This is a genomic window from Cupriavidus sp. PET2-C1, assembly GCF_054515855.1.
This window is the reverse complement of the sequence record NZ_CM137259.1, coordinates 3,639,690-3,658,027: the sequence shown is the minus strand read 5'-3', so window position 1 is coordinate 3,658,027 and position 18,338 is coordinate 3,639,690. Positions and strand designations below refer to the sequence as shown.

General features: G+C 65.9%; 16 protein-coding genes. 9 read left to right on the top strand and 7 right to left on the bottom strand.

Going from position 1 to position 18,338, the window contains the following annotated elements; all coding sequences use genetic code 11:
* Both ACX12D_RS16470 and ACX12D_RS16465 read left to right on the top strand, forming a co-directional pair.
* Positions 1 to 1,134, top strand: a complete 1,134-nt coding sequence (locus tag ACX12D_RS16470) for an ATP-binding protein (protein ID WP_459371960.1) — start codon at positions 1 to 3, stop codon at positions 1,132 to 1,134.
* On the top strand, positions 1,131 to 2,138 hold the full coding sequence (locus ACX12D_RS16465; protein WP_459371958.1) for a response regulator: 1,008 nt from the start codon (positions 1,131 to 1,133) through the stop codon (positions 2,136 to 2,138). Before ACX12D_RS16470 ends, ACX12D_RS16465 begins: the two co-directional genes overlap by 4 nt.
* Before the next feature lie 113 nt (positions 2,139 to 2,251).
* Here ACX12D_RS16465 and secF read toward each other — a convergent pair whose 3' ends face one another.
* The 5 genes from secF to queA form a co-directional block, all read right to left on the bottom strand.
* Positions 2,252 to 3,223, bottom strand: coding sequence for a protein translocase subunit SecF (gene secF / locus ACX12D_RS16460; RefSeq protein WP_459371956.1), 972 nt, complete (start codon positions 3,221 to 3,223; stop codon positions 2,252 to 2,254).
* Between the two features lie 91 nt (positions 3,224 to 3,314).
* Positions 3,315 to 5,186, bottom strand: a complete 1,872-nt coding sequence (gene secD / locus ACX12D_RS16455) for a protein translocase subunit SecD (RefSeq protein WP_459371955.1) — start codon at positions 5,184 to 5,186, stop codon at positions 3,315 to 3,317.
* A gap of 237 nt (positions 5,187 to 5,423) precedes the next feature.
* Positions 5,424 to 5,753: a preprotein translocase subunit YajC gene (gene yajC, locus ACX12D_RS16450; RefSeq protein WP_459371954.1), complete on the bottom strand. Its 330-nt coding sequence runs from the start codon at positions 5,751 to 5,753 to the stop codon at positions 5,424 to 5,426.
* Between the two features lie 173 nt (positions 5,754 to 5,926).
* Entirely contained in the window at positions 5,927 to 7,078 is a 1,152-nt protein-coding gene (tgt, locus tag ACX12D_RS16445) for a tRNA guanosine(34) transglycosylase Tgt (protein WP_459371953.1), read from the bottom strand.
* Between the two features lie 40 nt (positions 7,079 to 7,118).
* The gene (gene queA, locus ACX12D_RS16440; protein WP_459374044.1) at positions 7,119 to 8,165 is read right to left on the bottom strand and encodes a tRNA preQ1(34) S-adenosylmethionine ribosyltransferase-isomerase QueA; all 1,047 of its coding nucleotides are present in this window, start codon (positions 8,163 to 8,165) and stop codon (positions 7,119 to 7,121) included.
* Positions 8,166 to 8,349: 184 nt separating this feature from the next.
* Between queA and recG the strand changes: the two genes are divergently transcribed.
* The 6 genes from recG (at position 8,350) to ubiA (ending at position 15,329) form a co-directional block, all read left to right on the top strand.
* Positions 8,350 to 10,551: an ATP-dependent DNA helicase RecG gene (gene recG / locus ACX12D_RS16435; RefSeq protein WP_459371952.1), complete on the top strand. Its 2,202-nt coding sequence runs from the start codon at positions 8,350 to 8,352 to the stop codon at positions 10,549 to 10,551.
* Positions 10,552 to 10,673: 122 nt separating this feature from the next.
* Positions 10,674 to 11,627 (top strand): LysR substrate-binding domain-containing protein, encoded by a 954-nt coding sequence (locus tag ACX12D_RS16430; RefSeq protein WP_043349480.1) that lies wholly within the window; start codon positions 10,674 to 10,676, stop codon positions 11,625 to 11,627.
* A gap of 433 nt (positions 11,628 to 12,060) precedes the next feature.
* On the top strand, positions 12,061 to 13,506 hold the full coding sequence (locus ACX12D_RS16425) for a catalase (protein ID WP_441636496.1): 1,446 nt from the start codon (positions 12,061 to 12,063) through the stop codon (positions 13,504 to 13,506).
* A 77-nt stretch (positions 13,507 to 13,583) separates the two neighbouring features.
* Positions 13,584 to 13,778 (top strand): hypothetical protein, encoded by a 195-nt coding sequence (locus tag ACX12D_RS16420; protein ID WP_441636498.1) that lies wholly within the window; start codon positions 13,584 to 13,586, stop codon positions 13,776 to 13,778.
* 77 nt (positions 13,779 to 13,855) lie between these two features.
* Positions 13,856 to 14,341 carry a Dps family protein gene (locus tag ACX12D_RS16415; RefSeq protein ID WP_416049654.1) on the top strand — a complete coding sequence of 162 codons (486 nt, stop codon included), beginning with the start codon at positions 13,856 to 13,858 and terminating at the stop codon, positions 14,339 to 14,341.
* A 130-nt stretch (positions 14,342 to 14,471) separates the two neighbouring features.
* Positions 14,472 to 15,329 carry a 4-hydroxybenzoate octaprenyltransferase gene (ubiA, locus tag ACX12D_RS16410; RefSeq protein ID WP_459371951.1) on the top strand — a complete coding sequence of 286 codons (858 nt, stop codon included), beginning with the start codon at positions 14,472 to 14,474 and terminating at the stop codon, positions 15,327 to 15,329.
* A gap of 275 nt (positions 15,330 to 15,604) precedes the next feature.
* Here the strand turns inward: ubiA and proC are convergent, their stop codons facing one another.
* Together proC and ACX12D_RS16400 are read right to left on the bottom strand one after the other, a co-directional pair.
* Positions 15,605 to 16,429, bottom strand: coding sequence for a pyrroline-5-carboxylate reductase (gene proC / locus ACX12D_RS16405; RefSeq protein ID WP_459371950.1), 825 nt, complete (start codon positions 16,427 to 16,429; stop codon positions 15,605 to 15,607).
* Positions 16,430 to 16,474: 45 nt separating this feature from the next.
* A complete protein-coding gene (locus ACX12D_RS16400; RefSeq protein WP_459371949.1) occupies positions 16,475 to 17,203 on the bottom strand; it encodes a YggS family pyridoxal phosphate-dependent enzyme in 729 nt (242 codons plus the stop codon).
* A 63-nt stretch (positions 17,204 to 17,266) separates the two neighbouring features.
* Between ACX12D_RS16400 and ACX12D_RS16395 the strand changes: the two genes are divergently transcribed.
* Entirely contained in the window at positions 17,267 to 18,310 is a 1,044-nt protein-coding gene (locus ACX12D_RS16395; protein ID WP_459371948.1) for a type IV pilus twitching motility protein PilT, read from the top strand.
* Positions 18,311 to 18,338 lie beyond the last annotated feature (28 nt).

Genomic DNA, 18,338 nt, shown 5'->3' with positions numbered 1-18,338 from the left:
ATGAGCGACGCCCGTCAACCACGGCTTACCGTGCTCTACGTCGATGACGAGGAAATGGCATGCAAGTACTTCGCCCGCGCGGTCGGCACGGAGTACGAGGTGCTGGTCGCCAGCGGCGCCGACGAAGCGGTACGCATCCTGCGCCGGGAGAGCGCGCGCATCGCCGTGCTGGTGACGGATTTCCGCATGCCGGGGCGCGATGGCGGCGACCTGCTGCGCCAGGTTGCGCTTGAGTACCCGCAGATCGTGCGCATCCTGGTGACCGCCTACGCGGACAAGGACATGCTGTTGCAGACGGTCAACACTGGCGAAGTGTTCCGCATCCTGGAGAAGCCCATCGAGCTGGGCCAGGTGCGCGAAGCGCTGCGGCTGGCCGCCGAGCGCTATCGCGAACGCTCGATCCGCCATCAGCGCCTGATGGCGATCGACGAGACGCTGGCCTTCCTGGCGCACGAACTGAACACGCCGCTGGCGGCGATCGCAAATTTTGCGCGCGGTATCGAAAGCCGTATCGCGGCGGAATACAATCCGCTGCGCCAGAGCGAGATTGGCCAGGCGGCCACGTCGATGCACGACAACGCGCAGTATTGCCTGGCCGTGATTTCGTCGTTCCTGCAGTCGGTGCGCAGCAGCGGCAGCCGGCCGAGCACGCAAGCGGGCGCCAGCCGGGAAGTGACCGCCGGCGGCCTGATCGCCGCGCTGCTCGACACCTACCCCTTTGCCGGGCCGCAGCGTGAGTGGGTAAAGATCGAAATGCATGACGACTTTGCCGTGCGCACGCTGCCCAATTGCGTGGCGCTGGTGCTGTCGTCGCTGTTGTCCAATGCGCTGCGGGCGCTCGACGGCGTCGACGCGCCTTCGCTGCGCTTCGTGGTGGTGGCCGAGCCCGATGCCGCGATCCGCATCTGCGACAACGGCCCGGGCATACCACCTGAGGTGATGGGGCGCCTTCTGGTGGATCCGGTCACCACCCATGCGAGTACCGGCGGCAACGGACTGGGCATGATTTTTTGCAACCGTGTCATGCAGTCTTTCGGTGGCGGCATCCGGATCGAGTCTACGTCCGGTGCGGGTACCACAGTGACGCTGGATTTCCCCAATACCAAGAGTCGAATGCATAGGAGTGATCGATGAACGAACCGAATGCCACGCAGGCACCATCACCGGCGATTCTGTTCGTCGATGACGAGGCGACGGCCGTCAAGTATTTCCAGCGTGCCATCGGAGCCCTGGCGCCGGTCGTGACCGGTGGCTCGGTCGAAGAGGGCAAGGCGCTGCTGGATGCGCACGCGGACAGCCTTGCGGTCCTGGTCTCCGACCAGCGCATGCCGGGCGAGTACGGCAACGAGCTGCTGCGCTACGCGCGCGAGCGCTATCCGCATATCGTGCGGATCCTGACCACCGCTTACTCGGAGATCGAGCATACGGTCGCGGCCGTCAACGAGGGCCAGATCCATCGCTATATCAAGAAGCCGTGGGATATCACCTCGCTGCGCATGGAGCTCAAGCAGGCGCTTGAGATGGCTGGCCTGCGCAAGGAGCGCGACCAGTTGCTGCGCGAGAAGCTGAGCGTGCTGCAGCGGCAGACCATTGCCGCGCGCATCGGCCTGATCCGCACGCTGTCGGCCAGCCTGATCGGCCCGGAGCGCTTCCAGCCGGTGGACACCTACCTGGCCTCGGCCGCGCTGGTTGGCGTGCAGAATCCCGAGCCGGACTGGCTGTTGATGGACTACGCCGACCTGGTGGCGGCGGAAAGCCGCCGCAGCGGCACCTTCGGCCACGCCGTGGCGCTCAAGCTCGCCGCGCTGCGCACGCAGCTCGCCGGCCGTGGAGCCGGCGATGCGGTGGCGGCACTGGCCGAGACGCTGGCCGCAACGGAAGGTGCGGCCAACGTGCGCCGCGATGGCGATGCCCTGGTGTGGATCCAGGGCGCCGCGCTTGCCGAGTACCTGGGCGAACCGGTGGATAAGGAGGTGTCCGCGCAGCATGTCACCTGGCTGGCCGGGCTGCTGTGGCTGGATGAAACCGGCGGCGCGCTCAAGGCTGTGCGGGAGGGCGACTCCATCGTCTACCGCCCCACCGATCGCACCGCGGAGTTTGCCGCGGATCGCCTGGCGGTGTGGATCGAGCAGTTCTGAGCGAATCCCGAGCGCGCTCCGAGCGCGTTCCGAGTCGCAACGGCATGACAAAAAAAAAGGGCACCCGAAGGTGCCCTTTTTTGCTGCCTTTGAATCTATCCGCGGCCGGCCCGTCAGGCCTGCGCGCCGAAGTTCGGGTCGTCGCGGTCGACGTCGCCCGGCTTCTTCTCGCCCTTGACCAGGTCCTCGCGCTTGACGCCCAGCCACATGGCCAGCGCCGCGGCGACGAACACCGAGGAGTAGATGCCGAACAAGATGCCGACGGTCAGCGCCAGCGCGAAGTAGTGCAGGGTAGGGCCGCCGAAGAAGAACATCGACAGCACCATCATTTCGGTCGAGCCGTGGGTGATGATGGTCCGCGAGATGGTGCTGGTGATCGCGTTGTCGATGATCTCGTGCGTGGTCATCTTGCGGTACTTGCGGAAGTTCTCGCGAATCCGGTCGAAAATCACCACCGACTCGTTCACCGAGTAACCCAGCACCGCCAGGATCGCCGCCAGCACCGACAGCGAGAATTCCCACTGGAAGAAGGCGAAGAAGCCCAGGATGATCACCACGTCGTGCAGGTTGGCGATGATGCCGGCCACTGCGAACTTCCACTCGAAGCGGAACGACAGGTAGATCACGATGCCGGCCACCACGCACAGCAGCGCCAGCAGCCCGTCGGTGGCCAGTTCCTTGCCCACCTGCGGGCCGACGAACTCGACACGCTGGAGCTTGACGTCAGGCGCGGCTGTCTGCAGCGCCGTCATGACCTGCTCGCTCTGCTGGGCCGAGGTGGCGGGCTTGCCGTCCGGGCCCTTTTGCAGGGGCAGGCGGATCATCACGTCGCGCGAGGTGCCGAAGTTCTGCACCTGCACGTCGGTGTAGCCAAGCTTGCTGACCTGGCCGCGGATGCGCTCCAGGTCGGCCGTCTGCTGGTAGTTGACCTCCATCACCGTGCCGCCGGTGAACTCGATCGACAGGTGCAGGCCCTTGTGTGCCAGGAAGAATACGGCGGCGGCAAACGTCAGGAAGGAAATCACGTTGAAGATCAACGCGTGCTTCATGAACGGAATATCGCGCCGGATGCGGAAGAATTCCATGTTGAATCCTGTTTTGTACGGCAGCGCCTGCTGCCGTTCTATGCTGGTTGGATGTCCGTGCGCGTTCTGTGCGCGCGGACATCCATGATGCTTACTTGGCGACGGTGCCCTGGCTGTCCGAGCCCGGCTTCCAGATCTGGCCGATCGCCACGCTTTGCAGCTTCTTCTTGCGGCCGTACCAGAGGTTCACCAGGCCGCGGTTGAAGAACACCGCCGAGAACATCGAGGTCATGATGCCCAGGCAGTGCACCACGGCAAAGCCGCGCACCGGGCCGGAGCCGAAGGCCAGCAGCGCCAGGCCCGCGATCAGGGTGGTCACGTTGGAGTCCAGGATGGTGGCCCAGGCGCGGTCGAAGCCGACGGCGATCGCCATCTGCGGCGAAGCGCCCGCGCGCAGTTCCTCGCGGATCCGCTCGTTGATCAGCACGTTGGCGTCAATGGCCATGCCGAGCACCAGCGCGATAGCGGCGATGCCGGGCAGCGTCAGCGTAGCCTGCAGCATCGACAGCACCGCCACCAGCAGCAGCAGGTTGATGGCCAGCGCGGCCACCGAGAACACGCCGAACAGCATGTAGTACAGCATCATGAAGACGGCGATGGCGGCAAAGCCGTAGGCCACCGAGTCAAAGCCCTTCTTGATGTTGTCCGCGCCCAGCGACGGACCGATGGTGCGTTCTTCGATGATTTCCATCGGCGCGGCCAGCGAGCCGGCGCGCAGCAGCAGGGCCAGGTCGTTGGCGGCTTCGGTGGAGTACGAACCGGTGATCTGGAAGCTGGAGCCCAGTTCGGACTGGATCGTTGCCACCGTCAGCACTTCGCCCTTGCCCTTCTCGAACAGCACGATGCCCATCGGCTTGCCGATGTTCTCGCGCGAGACGTCGCGCAGCACGCGGCCACCTTGAGCGTCGAGCTTGATGTTGACCGAGGCGCGCTGGTTCTGGTCGAAGCCTGCCGAAGCGCTTTCGATGCGGTCGCCGGTGAAGATCACCTGCTTCTTGAGCACCACCGGGGCGCCGTTGCCTTGCGTGAACAGCTCGCTGCCGAAGGGGATCGGGTCGCCCGGGCGCGGATTGCGCGGCGCGTCGGGGTCGGCCAGGCGGGCTTCCAGCGTGGCGGTGCGGCCGATGATGTCCTTGGCCTTTGCGGTGTCCTGCACGCCAGGCAACTGCACCACGATGCGGTCGGCGCCTTGTTGCTGGATCACCGGCTCGGCCACGCCGAGCTCGTTGACCCGGTTGTGCAGGGTGGTGATGTTCTGCTTGACCGCCGCATCCTGCACCGTCTTGCGTGCCGCATCGGTGAACACGCCGGAAATGTTGTTGCCATCCGGGGTGAACGCCAGCTCGCGCAGGTTGTCGGCCAGGATGCCGCGTGCCTTGCTGGCGTCGTCGGCATTGTTGAAGCGCACCGTCAAGCGGTCACCGTCGCGGTCGATGCCGCCATGGCGGATGCCCTTGTCGCGCAGCAGGGTGCGGGCGTCGCCGGCCAGGCTGTCGAGCTTCTTGTCGACCGCGCCCTTCATGTCCACTTGCAGCAGGAAGTGCACGCCACCGCGCAAGTCCAGCCCCAGGTACATCGGCAGCGCGTGCATGGCGGTGAGCCAGCGCGGCGAGCCCGACAGCAGGTTCAGCGCGACCACGTAGGTGGCGTCATTGGGGTCGGGGTTGAGCGCGCGGGTCAGCACGTCCTTGGCCTTGAGCTGCTCGTCGGGCGTCTTGAAGCGCGCCTTGACCGAGCCGGACTGGCCGTTCAGGTCGAAGAACATGCCGTCGGGCTGCAGGTTGTTCTGCGCCAGCACCTGCTCGATCTGCTTTTGCATGGCCAGGTCGACCTTGACCGTGGCCTTGGCGGAGGAGACCTGCACGGCAGGCGCCTCGCCGAAGAAGTTCGGCAGCGTATAGGTGATGCCGATGGCCAGAGCCACCAGGATCACGAGGTATTTCCAAAGCGGATAACGATTCATCTTTGGCCAGTCGTTCTTCGGTTGGTGGCGCCGACGAGACCGTCAGCGGGCAGTTGGCACCACCGCACCGGTTGGCAAACAGCCGCCTGGCATCCACGGATAACCCGTGCTGGATCAGGCGGCTGCAGGGGCACGCGCGCTAAAGGCGTGCCGGGAAGGGCGAAAAAGCAGGCAGGCGGTGCGGGAGAAGCTGGGCGGCGCCTGAGTCAAGCGACGCCACGCCCGCGGCCGCGGTGCTCAGAGCGACTTCAGCGAGCCCTTGGGCAGCACCGTGGTAACCGCGCTCTTTTGCACCGTGATTTCGGTGCCCGCGGCGATTTCGATGGTCACGTATTGTTCGTTGACCTTGGTGACACGGCCGAGAATGCCGCCAGCGGTCACGACTTCGTCGTTCTTGGCCAGGGCTTCCAGCATTGCCTTCGATTCCTTCTGGCGCTTCATCTGCGGGCGGATCATGATGAACCACAGCACCGCGAACATCAGGATAATAGGCAGGAAACTCATCAGGCCACCCGCCGCGCCGCCGGTGACACCGGCAGTCTGGGCAAATGCGTTAGAAATCAGCACGTTGCTTCTCCGTCACAAAGTCAATCAGTTAGTCGATCATTCTACCACCCGCTTGCAACCGCATTCCATGCCCGATCCGGGCATTTACGGTGTAGTACGGGTTTGTTCGGTGCGCCTTGCGAGCCGCTTGGCAGCTGCGGGCACCGCTATTCGACCCGGGCCGTGCAGAAAGTTCACGCCGGGGCGGGCGTGGCCGACTGCGCCCCGCGCGCGCGATCGGCGGCGAACCGAAGGCGGAAGGCCTCGAAGCGGTGTTCCTCGATAGCTTCGCGCATCTCGCTCATCAGTTCCAGGTAGTAATGCAGATTATGGATGGTGTTTAGGCGCGCGCCCAGAATCTCGCCAACCCGGTGCAGGTGGTGCAGGTAGGAGCGCGAGAAGTTGCGGCAGGTATAGCAGCCGCAGGACTCGTCCAGCGGGCGGGTGTCGTTGCGGTGGACGGCATTCTTGATCTTGACGTCGCCAAAGCGCGTGAACAGCCAGCCGTTGCGGGCATTGCGGGTCGGCATCACGCAGTCGAACATGTCCACGCCCGACGCCACGCCGGCCACCAGGTCTTCGGGTGTGCCCACGCCCATCAGGTAGTGCGGCTTGTGCGCGGGCAGGCGCGGGCCCACGTGCTCCAGCACGCGCATCATGTCTTCCTTGGGCTCGCCGACCGACAGGCCGCCGATGGCGTAGCCGTGGAAGTCCAGCTCCGCCAGGCCGGCCAGCGACTCGTCGCGCAGGTCCTCGAACATGCCGCCCTGGACGATGCCGAACAGCGCGTTGGGGTTGCCCAGGCTGTTGAACTCGTCGATCGAGCGCTTGGCCCAGCGCAGGCTCATGCGCATGGAGGCGGCCGCTTCCGCGTGGGTGGCGGGGCGGCCATCGATTTCGTACGGCGTGCACTCGTCGAACTGCATCACGATGTCGGAGTTCAGCGTGCGCTGGATCTGCATCGAGATCTCGGGCGACAGGAACAGCTTGTCGCCGTTGACCGGCGAGGCAAAGGTCACGCCCTCCTCGGTGATCTTGCGCAGCGCGCCCAGCGAAAACACCTGGAAACCGCCTGAGTCGGTCAGGATCGGCTTGTCCCAGCCCATGAAGCGGTGCAGGCCACCGTGCTTTTCCACCACGTCCAGCCCGGGGCGCAGCCAGAGGTGGAAGGTATTGCCCAGGATGATCTGGGCGTTGATTTCACCGAGCTCGAGTGGCGACATCGCCTTGACCGAGCCGTAGGTGCCGACCGGCATGAAGATCGGGGTCTCGACCACGCCGTGGTTGAGGGTGACGCGGCCGCGGCGGGCGTTGCCGTCGGTGGTGAGCAGTTCGAAGTTGAGCATGGCGGGATTCGGGATTCAGGTTCGGGCTGGCGCGGCGCGCTCAGGGCTGGGGCTGGCGCGTCAGCAGCATGGCGTCGCCGTAGCTGAAGAAACGGTAGCGCTCGGCCACCGCATGGCGGTAGGCGGCGCGGATGGGCTCCACCCCGGCCAGCGCCGACACCAGCATCAGCAAGGTCGATTTGGGCAGGTGGAAATTGGTGATCAGCGCATCGACCACGCGGAAGCGGTAGCCGGGCGTGATGAAGATCTCGGTGTCGCCGCGGCCGGCGGCCAGCGTGCCATCGGTGGCGCCGGCGGACTCCAGCGCGCGCAGGGACGTGGTGCCGACCGCGATCACCCGGCCTCCGGCGGCGCGCGTGTCGAGCACGGCCTGGGCCAGCGCATCCGACACCTCGTACCACTCGGCGTGCATCTTGTGCTCGGCCAGGTTCTCGGTGCGCACCGGCTGGAAGGTGCCGGCGCCCACGTGCAGGGTCAGGAAGCCGCGGCGCACGCCCAGCGCGTCAAGCCGGGCGAACAGGGCCTCGTCGAAATGCAGGCCGGCGGTGGGCGCGGCCACCGCGCCGGGGGCGCGGGCGTAGACCGTCTGGTAGCGGGTTTCGTCGAAGGCGTCGGGATCGTGGGTGATGTACGGCGGCAGCGGCAGGCGGCCGTGGCGCTCGATCAGGTCCAGTGCCGGCTCGGGGAAGGTGAGCGTGAAGAACTGGTCCACGCGCGGGCCCACAGTGACGTCGAAGGCATCCGCCAGGCGCAGCTTGCTGCCCTCCGGCGGCGTCTTGGACGCGCGCACCTGGGCCAGCACGGTGTGGCTGTCCAGCACCCGCTCGACCAGCACCTCGACCTTGCCGCCGCTGCCCTTTTGCCCGAAGAAGCGCGCCTTGATGACGCGGGTGTCATTGAACACCAGCAAATCGTTGGGGCGCAGGTAGTCGACGATGTCGGTAAACGCGCGGTCTGTGAGGCGGGTGGTGCCCTCACCGGCGTCCGTTTCCACCACCAGCAGACGGCTCGCGCCGCGCTCCGGCAAGGCGGTCTGGGCGATCAGTTCGGGCGGGAGGGCAAAGTCAAAATCGGACAGCGTCAGCATCATGGGGGCAAAAACGGCCGCAGACCGCGCGGTGGCGCGGCCGGCATAGGTACAATCGGCGAATCCGATATTGTAAGGCTTGGGGCGGCTGCGCCGCCCGGGCGCGCGTGATATCGCCTATTTGTGCCAACCAGCGCGTGCCACCAGGCGCGCGCGCCGACCCGAATCGCCAGCCACGCCCCAGATGCCAGGAACCGCTCCCGACCGAACCCCGGAAACCAACGACAGCCCGCCCGCGGCGCGCGCCGGGGACAAGCCGGGCCGCGCGGGCAAGGCGGTGGCCAAGGGCGCTGCCGCCGGCAAGCCGTCCTCGGCCATGGCCCGCCTGCATAAGCTCGGGCTCAAGCGCGATGTCGACCTGGTGCTGCACTTGCCGATGCGCTACGAGGACGAGACCACGCTGCTGCCGATCGCCGATGCCATCGGGCGCGCGGGCATGGGGCTGACGGTGCAGGTCGAGGGCGTGGTCACCTCCAACGAGGTCAGCCTGCGCCCGCGCCGCCAGATGGTGGTCAAGATCGCCGACGATACCGGCGAGCTGACGCTGCGTTTCATTAATTTCTACGGCAGCCAGACTCAGCTGATGGCCGAAGGCGCCTGCCTGCGGGTGCGCGGCGAGCTGCGCGGCGGCTTCTTTGGCGCGGAGATGGTCCATCCCACGGTGCGCTCGGTAACGCCCGGCGAGGCGCTGCCCGAGCGGCTGACCCCGGTCTACCCGAGCACCGCCGGCATCCCGCAGAGCTACCTGCGCAAGGCCATCGGCGGCGCGCTGTCACGCACGCCGCTGCCCGAGACCCTGCCGGCGCCCGTGCTGCAGGGCCCGCTAGCCCAGCTCAAGCTGCAAGCCTTGCCCGAGTGCCTGCGCCTGCTGCACACACCGCCCCAGGACGTGGACGAGCACGCGCTGATCGAGCGCTCGCACCCGGCCTGGCAACGTATCAAGCTCGATGAGCTGCTGGCGCAGCAGCTCTCCCTCAAGCGCTCCCAGGCGGCGCGGCGCGACAAGAGCGCGCCGCCCATGCCGCGCCGCGCGGGCGGCCTGCTGACCGCCTTCCTGGCCGCGCTGCCGTTCAAGCTGACCGGCGCGCAGCAGCGCGTGGTGGAAGAGATTGCCAAGGACATGGGCGCGCCCCACCCGATGCACCGCCTGCTGCAGGGCGACGTCGGCAGTGGCAAGACCATCGTGGCGGCGCTGGCCGCCTGCCAGGCCATCGATGCCGGTTACCAGGCCGCGTTGATGGCACCCACCGAAATCCTGGCCGAGCAGCATTACCGCAAGCTCTCCGCCTGGCTGGAGCCGCTGGGCGTGCCGGTGGTGTGGCTGGCCGGCAGCCTGAAGACGCGCGCCAAGCGCGAGGCCGCGGCCAAGGTCGAGTCCGGCGAGGCCAAGCTGGCCATCGGCACCCACGCGCTGATCCAGGACAGCGTCAAGTTTGCCCGCCTGGGCTTGTCCGTGGTCGATGAGCAGCATCGCTTCGGCGTGGCCCAGCGGCTGGCGCTGCGCGGCAAGGCGGACCCCGATGCAGCCGCCGCGCCGGGCAAGGCTGGCAAGGTTGCGGAAACCGTGCCGCATCAGCTGATGATGTCGGCCACGCCGATCCCGCGCACGCTGGCCATGACCTACTACGCCGACCTCGACGTCTCGGTGATCGACGAATTGCCGCCCGGGCGCACTCCGGTGGTGACCCGGCTGGTCAACGACGCGCGCCGCGACGAGGTGATCGAGCGCGTGCACCACGCCGCCGCCGATGGCCGCCAGGTCTACTGGGTCTGCCCGCTGATCGAAGAGAGCGAGGCGCTGCAACTGCAGACCGCGGTGGAAACCTATGAAACCCTGGTCGCCGCCTTGCCCGAGCTCAAGGTGGGACTGGTGCACGGGCGCCTGCCGCCGGCGGAGAAGGCCGCGGTGATGGAAGACTTCACCGCCAACCGGTTGCAGGTGCTGGTAGCCACCACCGTGATCGAGGTGGGGGTGGACGTGCCCAACGCCTCGCTGATGGTGATCGAGCATGCCGAGCGTTTTGGCCTGGCGCAGTTGCACCAGTTGCGCGGCCGGGTAGGGCGGGGCAGTGCGGAATCGGTCTGCCTGCTGATGTACCAGGCACCGCTGTCGCCCACCGGGCGCGAGCGCCTGGCGACCATGCGCGAGACCACCGACGGCTTCGAGATCGCCCGGCGCGACCTGCAGATACGCGGTCCCGGCGAATTCCTCGGCGCGCGCCAGTCCGGCGAGGCAATGCTGCGTTTCGCCGATCTGAACACCGACGCCTGGCTGGTCGATTATGCCCAGGAGGCCGCCGAGCTGATGCTGGCGCGTTTCCCGGAGGCGGTGGAGGCGCACCTGCTGCGCTGGCTGGGTGGCAGGGAGCATTACCTGAAGGCCTGATGTGATGGCGGGGACTCACCCGGCGCAGGCGGCCAGGTATCGCCTGCGCCGCTTTGCTTGTCATCTCTGACAGAACATCGAATCGAAGGTAAAATCTATCGCTTAACGAAAATTGATAAGTCATGACGCTCACCGAACTCAAGTACATCGTCGCCGTAGCGCGCGAGCGCCATTTCGGCCGGGCAGCCGAAGCCTGCTTCGTGTCGCAGCCGACGCTGTCGGTGGCGATCAAGAAACTGGAAGACGAACTCAATGTGCAGATCTTCGAGCGCGGCACCTCCGAGGTCTCGGTGACGCCGATCGGCGAGCAGATCGTGGCGCAGGCCCAGCGCGTGCTGGAGCAGACCATGGCCATCCGCGAGATCGCCAAGCAGGGCAAGGATCCGCTGGCCGGGCCGTTGCGGCTTGGCGTGATCTACACCATCGGGCCCTATCTGCTGCCCACGCTGGTCAAGGAAATGATCCAGACCGTGCCGCAGATGCCGCTGATGCTGCAGGAGAACTACACGGTCAAGCTGATCGAGCTGCTCAAGCAAGGCGAGATCGATTGCGCCATCATGGCCGAGCCCTTTGCCGATTCCGGGCTGACCGTGCAGCCGCTGTATGACGAGCCTTTCGTGGTGGCGGTGCCGCGCGGCCACCATCTGGAGCATGCCGGCAAGGTGGATCCCGACGAACTCAAGCAGCAGACCATGCTGCTGCTGGGCAGCGGGCATTGCTTCCGCGACCAGGTGCTGGGCGTGTGCCCGGAGCTGTCGCGCTTCTCGCAGGCGGCCGACGGCATCCAGAAGACCTTCGAAGGCTCCTCGCTGGAAACCATCCGCCATATGGTGGCAAGTGGCGTAGGCATCACGGTGTTGCCGCGGACTTCGGTGCCGGACCTGAAACCCAACAAGAACGACCTGCTGGCCTACGTGCCTTTCACCGATCCCGTGCCCGACCGGCGCGTGGTGCTGGCCTGGCGCAAGAGCTTTACCCGCCTGCCGGCCATGGAAGCGCTGCGCCGCGCGGTGGCTGCCTGCGACTTGCCCGGCGTCAGCATGCTCGCCGCCAAGGAACTGGCTGAAGCCGCCTGAGCGCGCCCTGCCTGCCGGCGCTCAACGCCGGCGGCACGCTTTCCCCGCCTTGTTTTTTCTCCCCCCTCGATTTTTCTGACTTCACTGTGTCTTTGGCCTACGCCATGCTGGCGCGCAGGCATGGCATAGGCTTGCTCTATTTCATAGTTAGAAATAATTGAATGTCAAATTCAATAGCCCTTCCGTAGACTTCCTCCATCGACGCATTGCGCGCTGTAATCCACACGCTGTAACCGACAAGGAGTCGCACATGAAAGGCGAAAACCCCAGCTTGACCGCCGCCGGCGAGCTCCTGAGCGCACTGGCCGGCCGCATGGCCGACTGCCTGGCCTGTTACGCCACGGTGTACTGATTACTGATATTTCCCAGCGGCTCTGCCGCATCCCGCCCCAGCCAGATTCCCCCGTTCCAACCCAAGAAAAATGAGGCCAAGATGAGCAAGGACAAGGACACTCTCACCACCGCCGCAGGCGCGCCGGTAGCCGACAACCAGAATTCGCAGACTGCCGGCCCGCACGGCCCGATGCTGCTGCAGGACGTGTGGTTCCTGGAGAAGCTCGCTCACTTCGACCGTGAAGTCATCCCCGAGCGGCGCGTGCACGCCAAGGGCTCGGGCGCCCACGGCAAGTTCACGGTCACCCATGACATCTCGCGTTTTACCAAGGCCTCGATCTTTGCCCGCGTTGGCAAAGAGACGCCGATGTTCATGCGCTTCTCCACGGTGGCGGGCGAGCGTGGCGCGGCGGATGCCGAGCGCGACGTGCGCGGCTTCTCGGTCAAGTTCTATACCGATGAAGGCAACTGGGACGTGGTGGGCAACAACACGCCGGTGTTCTTCGTGCGCGACCCGCTGAAATTCCCGGATTTCATCCACACGCAGAAACGCAATCCGCGCACCAACCTGCGCGATCCGATCGCCGTGTGGGATTTCTGGTCGCGCCATCCGGAATCGCTGCACCAGGTCACCATCCTGATGAGCGACCGTGGCCTGCCGCAGAACTATCGCCAGATCCATGGTTTCGGCTCGCATACCTTCTCGTTCATCAATGCGGCCAACGAGCGGTTCTGGGTGAAGTTCCACTTCAAGTCGCAGCAAGGCATCGCCAACTGGACCAACGAGGAAGCGGCCAAGGTGGTGGCGGGCGACCGCGAAAGCGCGCAGCGCGACCTGTTCGAGAACATCGAGCGCGGCAACTTCCCGCGCTGGAACGTGCGCGTGCAGGTCATGCCCGAAGCCGATGCGGCCAAGTATCACATCAACCCGTTCGACCTCACCAAGGTGTGGCCGCACAAGGACTATCCACTGGTCGACGTGGGCGTGTTGGAGCTCAACCGTAACCCGGACAACTACTTCGCCGAGGTGGAGCAGGTCGCGATGAACCCGTCCAACATCGTGCCGGGCATCGGCTTCTCGCCCGACAAGATGCTGCAGGGCCGGCTGTTCTCATATGGCGACACGCAGCGCTATCGCCTGGGCGTGAACCACAACCAGATCCCGGTGAACGCGCCCAAGTGCCCGTTCCACAATACCTTCCACCGCGATGGCGCGATGCGCGTGGACGGCAACCAGGGCGGCAAGCTCAACTACGAGCCGAACCGCGAAGGCGCCTACGCGGCCAGCGAGCGCGCCATCGAGCCGCCCCTGGCCCTGGATGGCGCGGCCGACCGCTTCGACCACCGTGTCGACAGCGATTACTACAGCCAGCCTGGCGCACTGTTCCGCCTGTTCGACGAGGCCCAGCGCCAGCGTCTGTACGCGAACATTGCGGCGGCCATGCAGGGCGTGCCGGAAAACATCGTGCGGGTGCAGCTGGAGCACTTCACCAAGGCCGATCCGGCTTATGGCGAGGGCGTCAAGCGCGCGCTCAACCTGAAGTAATGCGCAAGCAATGAAATAGGGCAGTGCGGGTGGCCCCGGCCCGGGGCCACCTTGAAAGCCCGGCAAGGAGAACCATCATGGCCATGTTCAGACTGTTCGTCAGCGAGTTTCAGCAATTGCAGCACGTCGCCCACGATCGACCCCGCCGCGCGGACGCGGCGCGCCTGCAGCGCAAGCTGTGGCGCACGGAGATCGGGCTGGCGGCGACCGCGCTGGGCGCGGTCGCGATGTTCCTGGACGCGGCCAAGGGTTTGTCTGCCTTTACCGGGTGATGCCATAATGTGCGGGTTGTGCCGCGCCCCGTGGCGCGGCGGTTGTCAGAGCCACCCCAGACTGGAGCGTACCTATCATGGCAAAGAAGAATGAGATGAGCGTGAACATCGGCATTTCCGACAAGGAACGCAAGAAAATCGCGGAAGGCCTGTCCAAGTTGCTGGCGGATACCTACACGCTCTATCTCAAGACCCATAACTTCCACTGGAACGTCACGGGTCCGATGTTCAACACCTTGCACCTGATGTTCGAGACGCAATACACCGAGCTGGCGCTCGCCGTGGACTCGATCGCCGAGCGTATCCGTGCGCTGGGCTACCCGGCGCCGGGCACTTACAAGGAATACGCCCGCTTGTCGTCGATCCCGGAGGAAGAGGGCGTGCCCGAAGCCACCGAGATGATCCGCAAGCTGGTCGAAGGCCAGGAAGCCGTGGTGCGCACCGCGCGCTCGCTGTTCCCGGCCATCGACGCCGCAGGCGACGAACCCTCCGCCGACCTGCTGACCCAGCGCATGCAGACGCACGAAAAAACCGCGTGGATGCTGCGCTCGATGCTGGCCTGATGCCCTGAATCGACACCACCGTCGGCCTTCGTGTGCTGCCGGCCATGCGCGCCGCGCCCTGACCGGGTCGCGGCGCGTTTTTCGTTGAATGCCATTGCCTTGCCCGGCCCCGTGCCGCGGGCCCCTCGCCATGTTTGAACGCTTAGCCCTGTACGCGCGCCTGGTGCGCCTCGACAAGCCCATCGGCACGCTGCTGCTGCTGTGGCCCACGCTGTGGGCACTGTGGATGGCCTCGGGCGGCCGGCCGGTGTGGAGCCTGTTCTGGATCTTCGTCATCGGCACCTTCCTGATGCGCTCTGCCGGCTGCGCCATGAACGACTGGGCCGACCGCGACTTCGACAAACACGTCAAGCGCACCAAGGAGCGGCCGCTGACCGCGGGCAAGATCAAGTCGTGGGAAGCGGTGATGGTGGCGGTGGTGCTGACTTTGCTGGCCTACCTGCTGATTATTCCGCTCAACGGGCTCACGAAGTGGCTGGCGGTGGTGGCCGTGATCCTTGCTGCCACCTATCCGTTCTTCAAGCGGTTCTTTGCCATCCCGCAGGCCTACCTTGGCATTGCTTTCGGCTTTGGCATCCCGATGACGTTTGCCGCGGTGCAGGACCATGTGCCGGTGGTGGCGTGGGTGATGCTGCTGGCCAATGTGTTCTGGGCGGTGGCCTACGATACCGCCTATGCCATGGTGGACCGCGACGATGACTTGCTGCTCGGCATGAAGACGTCGGCCATCACGTTCGGGCGCTTTGATGTCGCCGCCATCATGATCTGCTATGCGGTGTTCCTGGGGCTGATGGCCTGGGCTGGTACGCAGTTCGGGCTGGGCTGGCCGTACTGGATCGGGCTGGCGGCGGCGGCGGGATGCGCGGTGTATCACTACACGTTGCTTCGCGAGCGGGATCGCATGAAGTGCTTTGCCGTGTTCCGGCACAACAACTGGCTGGGCGCTTGTGTGTTTGCCGGGGTGGCGGCGGCTTATGCGCTGCGCTGAAGGATGTTGCACGTCAGATAGCGGCAAGCGCTAGCTTCCCGACGGGTTGCTCCCCTCTCCCACTTGTGGGAGAGGGCGGGCGCTCGTCATGCCGTCGTGCTGGAAAAAACCACGGGCTTCGCTTTGAGTGGCTCCTAGCTAAGCCACCCCTCTCCCCGGCCCTCTCCCCCTGAGGGGCGAGGGAGAGACAGCCGTCGTCATCCCAGGCGGTTTTGGCCTTTTTGGCCGGCTCCGGCGAGCGCGCTGGGAGGTCACCCTGGCAGAAAAGCCTTCACTCAGTCCTTCCCGAACTCCGCGCCCATTTCCGTCGCGCGTTCTGCCGCGGCGTGCATGGCCTTGACGAAGGCTTCGCCGATGCCGGCGGCCTGCATGGCGGTGAGCGCGGCGTAGGTGGTGCCGCCCTTTGAGGTCACGCGCTCGCGCAGCAGGCTGACCGGCTCTTCCGACTGTGCCGCCAGGGCCGCGGCGCCGCGGAAGGTTTCCACTGCCAGCGCGCGCCCTTGCGGGGCGCTCAGGCCGAGCTCCACGGCCGCTTTCTCCATGGCTTCGATGAAGTAGAAGACGTAGGCCGGGCCGCTGCCGGAGATGGCGGTGACTGCGTCGATCTGTGCGTCGCCTTCCACCCACTCGCACTTGCCCACCGCTTCGGCCAGCGCGCTGGCGATGTCGCGGTCTTGCTGCGCCAGCCCGGCTACCGCTGCCAGGCCGGTCATGCCCATGCCGGCCAGCGCCGGGGTGTTGGGCATGGCGCGCACCAGGCGGGTGCGCCCGCCGAACCAGCGCTGCATGTCGGCCAGGCGGATGCCGGCGGCCACGCTCACGATCAGGTTGTCGCCCAGGTGCGGCAGCAGCGATGCCGCCGCTTCGCGGAACTGCTGCGGCTTGACCGCCAGCACAAGCACATCGCTCTTGCCAAAGGCGGCGTCGGGCGCGCCTGCCGCATGCACCCCGAGGTCGCGCCGCAGGCGCGCCTGCGCTTCATCGAACGGATCGACCACGCGGATCGAGGTGGCTGGCACGCCCCGGGCGATCAGGCCGCCGATCAGGGCGGTGGCCATATTGCCGCCGCCGAGGAAACCAAAGGTGAGAGTCTTGAGCATATCGGTCTCTTGCTGGAAATCGTCTGGGAAGAAGGGGGCCGGCGTTCAGGCCGGCCTGGCCTGTGTCGCCTCGGGGGCCGTGGCATGGTCGCGCGCGCCGAAAATGGCGGTGCCGATGCGCACCACGGTAGCACCCTCGGCAATGGCGGCCTCCATGTCGGCGGACATGCCCATCGAGAGCGTGTCCACATCCAGCCCGGCGGCGCGCAAGTCCTCGGCCAGGGTGCGCAGCGCGGCAAACGGCCGGCGCTGGGCCGCCAACTCGCTCTGCGGTTCCGGAATGGCCATCAGGCCACGCAGCCGCAGCCCGGGCAGCGCCGCCACGGCGCGTGCCAGCGCGGGCACTTCGTCTGGCGCGACACCGCTCTTGCTGGCTTCGCCGCTGATATTGACCTGCAGGCAGACCTGCAACGGCGGCATGCCGGCGGGCCGCTGCGCCGACAGCCGCTCGGCGATGCGCAGGCGGTCGATGGCATGGACCCAGTCGAACTGCTCGGCCACGGCACGCGTCTTGTTGCTTTGCAGGGGGCCGATGAAGTGCCAGCTTATCTGGTCGCGCAAATCGCCAAGCTGCGCAATCTTGTCCACGCCTTCCTGTACGTAGTTCTCGCCAAAGGCGCGCTGGCCGGCGTCGAACGCAGCCTGCACGGCGGCGGCGGGGAAGGTCTTCGAAACCGCCAGAAGCGTGACTTCACCGGCCGGCCGCCCGGCCTGTTGTGCGGCTGCCGCGACGCGCCGGTTGACGGCTTGCAAGTTGGCGGCGATTACAGACATAATCCGGCGAACATATCAAGAAGTACAACAATAAGTACGACAAAAAGGGTGGGGTCATTATAGATGGACATCGCGCAGCTATTAGCTTTCGCCGTCAAGAACAAGGCGTCCGATCTCCATCTCTCGGCAGACATGCCGCCGATGGTGCGTATCCACGGCGATATGCGCCGCATCAATGTGGCCGCTATGGGCCACAAGGATGTCCACGCCATGGTGTACGACATCATGAGCGACACCCAGCGCAAGCAATATGAGGAACGGCTGGAAATCGATTTTTCTTTCGAGATCGCCAGCCTCTCGCGTTTCCGGGTCAATGCCTACAACACGCAGCGTGGCGCCGCCGCCGTGTTCCGGACCATTCCTTCCAAGGTACTGACGCTGGAAGACCTGCGCGCGCCGGGGGTATTCGCTGACCTGTGCATGAAGCCGCGCGGCCTGGTGCTGGTGACCGGCCCGACCGGCTCGGGCAAGTCCACCACGCTGGCGGCGATGGTGGACCACCGCAACGATCACGACATGGGCCACATCCTCACGGTGGAGGACCCGATCGAGTTCGTGCACACGTCCAAGAAGAGCCTGATCAACCAGCGCGAGCTGGGGCCGCACACGCATTCCTTCGCCAACGCGCTGCGCTCCGCGCTGCGTGAGGATCCCGACGTGGTGCTGGTGGGCGAACTGCGCGACCTGGAAACCATCCGCCTGGCGCTGACCGCGGCCGAAACCGGCCACCTGGTGTTCGCCACGCTGCACACGAGCTCGGCGGCCAAGACCATCGACCGGGTTGTCGACGTGTTCCCGCCCGAAGAAAAAGACATGGTGCGCACCATGTTGTCGGAATCGCTGGAAGCAGTGATTTCGCAAACGCTGCTCAAGACGCGCGACGGCAACGGCCGTACAGCGGCGCACGAGATCATGATCGCCACGCCGGCGATCCGTCACCTGATCCGCGAGAACAAGATCGCGCAGATGTACTCGATGATGCAGACCAGCAGCGGCCTTGGCATGCAGACGCTGGACCAGTGCCTGTCGGACCTGATCAAGCGCGGCATCATCAACTACAGCGATGCCCGCGCCATTGCCAAGAACCCCGACTCATTCACGGGCTGAGGCGAGTCCGCCGCATCCGAACCAGGAC

Bases quoted from the DNA above. Each gene is read 5' to 3' on its own strand.
- ACX12D_RS16470 (WP_459371960.1), top strand. From the start codon at position 1: ATGAGCGACGCCCGTCAACCACGGCTTACCGTGCTCTACGTCGATGAC.
- ACX12D_RS16465 (WP_459371958.1), top strand. From the start codon at position 1,131: ATGAACGAACCGAATGCCACGCAGGCACCATCACCGGCGATTCTGTTC.
- secF (WP_459371956.1), bottom strand. From the start codon at position 3,223: ATGGAATTCTTCCGCATCCGGCGCGATATTCCGTTCATGAAGCACGCG.
- secD (WP_459371955.1), bottom strand. From the start codon at position 5,186: ATGAATCGTTATCCGCTTTGGAAATACCTCGTGATCCTGGTGGCTCTG.
- tgt (WP_459371953.1), bottom strand. From the start codon at position 7,078: ATGCTCAACTTCGAACTGCTCACCACCGACGGCAACGCCCGCCGCGGC.
- queA (WP_459374044.1), bottom strand. From the start codon at position 8,165: ATGCTGACGCTGTCCGATTTTGACTTTGCCCTCCCGCCCGAACTGATC.
- recG (WP_459371952.1), top strand. From the start codon at position 8,350: ATGCCAGGAACCGCTCCCGACCGAACCCCGGAAACCAACGACAGCCCG.
- ACX12D_RS16430 (WP_043349480.1), top strand. From the start codon at position 10,674: ATGACGCTCACCGAACTCAAGTACATCGTCGCCGTAGCGCGCGAGCGC.
- ACX12D_RS16425 (WP_441636496.1), top strand. From the start codon at position 12,061: ATGAGCAAGGACAAGGACACTCTCACCACCGCCGCAGGCGCGCCGGTA.
- ACX12D_RS16420 (WP_441636498.1), top strand. From the start codon at position 13,584: ATGGCCATGTTCAGACTGTTCGTCAGCGAGTTTCAGCAATTGCAGCAC.
- ACX12D_RS16415 (WP_416049654.1), top strand. From the start codon at position 13,856: ATGGCAAAGAAGAATGAGATGAGCGTGAACATCGGCATTTCCGACAAG.
- ubiA (WP_459371951.1), top strand. From the start codon at position 14,472: ATGTTTGAACGCTTAGCCCTGTACGCGCGCCTGGTGCGCCTCGACAAG.
- proC (WP_459371950.1), bottom strand. From the start codon at position 16,429: ATGCTCAAGACTCTCACCTTTGGTTTCCTCGGCGGCGGCAATATGGCC.
- ACX12D_RS16400 (WP_459371949.1), bottom strand. From the start codon at position 17,203: ATGTCTGTAATCGCCGCCAACTTGCAAGCCGTCAACCGGCGCGTCGCG.
- ACX12D_RS16395 (WP_459371948.1), top strand. From the start codon at position 17,267: ATGGACATCGCGCAGCTATTAGCTTTCGCCGTCAAGAACAAGGCGTCC.